The sequence below is a fragment of the Streptomyces hygroscopicus subsp. hygroscopicus genome, assembly GCF_001553455.1.
Taxonomy (GTDB): Bacteria; Actinomycetota; Actinomycetes; order Streptomycetales; family Streptomycetaceae; genus Streptomyces; species Streptomyces hygroscopicus.
This window is the reverse complement of the sequence record NZ_BBOX01000232.1, coordinates 1-3,163: the sequence shown is the minus strand read 5'-3', so window position 1 is coordinate 3,163 and position 3,163 is coordinate 1. Positions and strand designations below refer to the sequence as shown.

6 protein-coding genes are annotated in these 3,163 nt (G+C 73.3%); all 6 read right to left on the bottom strand.

Translation table 11 applies throughout. The features are described from left to right. A partial coding sequence (locus AXW62_RS23365) for a GvpL/GvpF family gas vesicle protein (RefSeq protein ID WP_169808169.1) occupies nucleotides 1–469 on the bottom strand: 469 nt, incomplete at its 3' end. Continuing rightward, nucleotides 466–846 carry a gas vesicle protein gene (locus AXW62_RS23360; protein WP_060946230.1) on the bottom strand — a complete coding sequence of 127 codons (381 nt, stop codon included), beginning with the start codon at nucleotides 844–846 and terminating at the stop codon, nucleotides 466–468. The genes AXW62_RS23360 and AXW62_RS23365, both read right to left, overlap by 4 nt. Beyond that, nucleotides 843–1,139 carry a gas vesicle protein GvpG gene (locus AXW62_RS23355; RefSeq protein WP_060946229.1) on the bottom strand — a complete coding sequence of 99 codons (297 nt, stop codon included), beginning with the start codon at nucleotides 1,137–1,139 and terminating at the stop codon, nucleotides 843–845. The genes AXW62_RS23360 and AXW62_RS23355 overlap by 4 nt, the downstream gene beginning before the upstream one ends. Before the next feature lies 1 nt (nucleotide 1,140). Beyond that, a complete protein-coding gene (locus AXW62_RS23350) occupies nucleotides 1,141–1,869 on the bottom strand; it encodes a GvpL/GvpF family gas vesicle protein (protein WP_030822197.1) in 729 nt (242 codons plus the stop codon). A gap of 19 nt (nucleotides 1,870–1,888) precedes the next feature. Then, complete coding sequence (gene gvpJ, locus AXW62_RS23345) at nucleotides 1,889–2,398, bottom strand: gas vesicle protein GvpJ (RefSeq protein ID WP_060946228.1); 510 nt, start codon at nucleotides 2,396–2,398, stop codon at nucleotides 1,889–1,891. 41 nt (nucleotides 2,399–2,439) lie between these two features. Beyond that, nucleotides 2,440–2,751 carry a gas vesicle protein GvpO gene (gene gvpO / locus AXW62_RS23340; RefSeq protein WP_030822203.1) on the bottom strand — a complete coding sequence of 104 codons (312 nt, stop codon included), beginning with the start codon at nucleotides 2,749–2,751 and terminating at the stop codon, nucleotides 2,440–2,442. Nucleotides 2,752–3,163 lie beyond the last annotated feature (412 nt).

The following is a 3,163-nucleotide window of genomic DNA, read 5'->3' as shown; positions in this document are numbered from 1 at the left end:
GGCCCGGGGTCGCGCCCGCGCCCGGGCCCGCGCCCGGGGCGGACGGCGGCGCTCCCGTGGGGGCGTAGACCTTGACGCCCCATTCCGCCCGGCCCGCGATCCGGTCCAGCGCGGTCAGGAATGACGTCCGCCGCTCACCCAGGGCCTCGCGGACCCGGCCGTCGTCGAGATAGAGCGTGGCCAGCGGCAGCGGAACGGCCGGGACCAGCGCCGACACGGCCGTGATCACCGCGTGGTGGGCGCGGGCACAGCGCTCCAGCTCATCGCGGTCCGACAGCCGCTGCCGCAGCGCCTCCTCGCCGAACCCGGCCGCGGGCACGTCCTGGACGACGGCGGTGAGCGGACCCGCCGGGAGCGTACGGACCGGGGCGCCGGTGCCGAGCCCGGGGAGTTCCGCCAACGCCGTGAGGTCGCCGCCGCGGCAGACCGCGAAGACGTAGACCAGGGCGGCGGGTTCGGGCGGGGTCATGCGTCGCCACCCTTCTCAGCGGTCGCGGCGCCGATCGTGCTCAGCTCATCAGGGTCCATGCGCGACATGCGCGACTCCAACGCGTGGAGCCGGTCGCGCAGTTGGGCGTTCTCCTGGGCGAGCGCGTCGCGGGCGGCGCGCGAGGAGAGGGCGGGGTCGGTTTCCCACCAGTCGATTCCGGCCTTGCGGGCGGTGTCCACGGAGGAGACGAACAACCGCAGCCGGATGGTGAGCAGTTCGATGTCCAGCAGATCGATCTTGATGTCCCCGGCGATCACGATGCCCTTGTCCAGGACGCGTTCCAGCACCTCGGCGAGGTCGCAGGTGCGCGGACCGGTGATGGGGGGAGGGGGTTGGACCAGGCCACGTTCAGTCACGACGCCTCACCTTGCCGTTCCTCCTCGTCCTTGCTCCGCGGGTGTCCGGGCGGCCGTCCCGCGCGGATGTCCGAGCGCTCCAGCAGGTCCAGCAGCCGGTCCTCCTCCCGGTCGAACTCCTCCGGACCGATCGCCCCCGACTCCAGGGCCTCGTTCAGCGCGGCGAGCCGGGCCCGCAGCACCGACGGATGGCACAACTCCTCCTCCGCCATGTCCCGCATGCGCTCCGCGACCCACACCACTCCCCGCACCGGCGCCAGCGGGAAGAGGACGACCTGGCTCAGCACACCCATCTCAGACCCGGCCTTCCGCGAAGCTGTAGCAGGGCAGCGGTCCGGTGAGCCGCAACTCGACCCGGTCGCGGTGGCCGGCCGCGAAACGCTCCACCACACCCCGGAACCGCCGCTGCTCCCGACGGTCCAGCAGGAACGACACGTTGAGCACGCATCCCTCCACCCTCGGACCGTGCACCTCGGCGTCCGCCACGGCCGAGAGCTCCGCGAGCACCACCGCCGCGGCGGCCGACGCCCTGCGCTCCAGCCCGCGCGCCACGGCCTCGCCGAGCCGGACGCTGGCCTCGTACCCCGGGGCCCTGCGCGCGGCCGTGCGCAACCGGCTCACCTGGGGGTCCTCCCGTACCAGCGCGTCCAGACCGGTCTCGGTGGGCAGCGCCTTGAGGTTCATCTCGACCCGCCCGTCGACGCGTTCGAGGGCGACCAGGCACTCCTGCTGCGAGGACAGCAACTGCCGCCGCACCGACTCCTCGTCGGGGGCGACCATCCCGAAGCGCATCGGCAGCACGGGCCCGTCCGCCGCCAGCGCCAGGGCGAGGTCCTGGTGGGCGAGGAGGTCGCGCCGCTTGGCGCGCAGCCGGTCGGGGGCGTCGCTGATCACCGCGGCCAGCGCTCCGGCCGGGAGGGTACGGAGCGGGGCGGGCCGCTCGCCCACCCCGGCGCGGCCGGGCGGCACCGCGTGAGAGGCGCGGACGACGCCGTAGACGTACACGCTCCGGGGCGCGGTCATGGCTCAGTCCTCCTGTCCATCAGGAACCCTCGGAAGGAGAAGCGGAACGGCGGCTGCGGGCGGCGGTGGCGGCGGTGCGCCGCCGGGGGCGGCTCTCCCGCTCCGCTTCCGCCTCCTCTCCCTCTTCTCCCTCTTCTTCCTCCTCGTCGCCGTCGGCCCCGACGGCCTTCTTCACCTTCTCCCCGAGGCCGCCCACCGCCTTCTTGGCCTTCTTCTTGCCGAGGCCGGTGGCCATCCGCCCGGCCGGGCCCCCACCGCCGCCCGCGATCCCGCCCAGCAGTTCGGGAACGGTTTTGCTGCGGTCGAATTCGAGGTCCAGGCGGTTGCAGGCTTCGGCGAACCGGAGATAGGTGTCCACGCTGGCGACCACGATGCGGGCGTCTATCTTCAGGATCTCGATGCCCACGAGGGAGACCCGGACGAAGACGTCGATCACCATGCCGCGGTCGAGGATGAGTTCCAGGACGTCGTAGAGGGTGCCGGTCCGCTGAACGCAGACGACCTCTTCGGTGTACGTGCCAGTGGGCATGTCGGGACGTCCTTTCGGCTCGGCAGCTTTCAGCAGTCGGCTCAGCAGTCGTCGGCCGCACCACGCCGGTAGCGGCGGACCCTCCGGTACTCCTGGAGTTCGCCCAGCTGGTCGATGCGCACCTCGTAGGTGGCCAGCAGGCTGGTGGTGTCGGGGATCCGGGGCACTTCGAGGACGTCCACGCTGACCACCCAGCCGTCCTCGTGACGGGTCACACCGCAGACGCCCTCGGGCTCGTGGACGATCAGCGAGGCGAGCTGTTCGCACGCGTGCCGGGCGGCCTCCTCCGGCCGGGGCGGCCGTGGCCGGGGGCTCGTCTTGGTGGGCGACGGGCGCCGTTCTCGCTCTGCCATGTGATCAGTGTGGGCACAGGGCGAGTCCGGCCGCCCGTCGTGATGGGCCAGACGCGGGGCGCCGTGCGGTTGTCGTCGTGCGGGGTGCCGTGCGGTTGTCGCGTGGGGGTGTCAGGGCTGTCGCTGTGCGGGTGCCGTGCGGTTGTCGCCGTGCGGGGTGCTTGGGCTGTTGTCGCGCGGGGGGCCGTGCGGTTGTCGTCGTGTGGGGGTGCTTGGGCTGTCGTCGCGCGGGGTGCCGGGCGGCAGTCGCGGTGCGGGGTGCTTGGGCTGTTGTCGCGCGGGGCGCCGGGCGTCCCTGGCGAGTCATGAGGCGTACGGCGTGCCCATGAGCCGGGGCTGTTCGGCTCGGCCGGGTGCGGCGCCGTCTCGCGCCTTCGGCGCCGTTGAGCAGCGGGGCAGGGGGCAGGGGGCG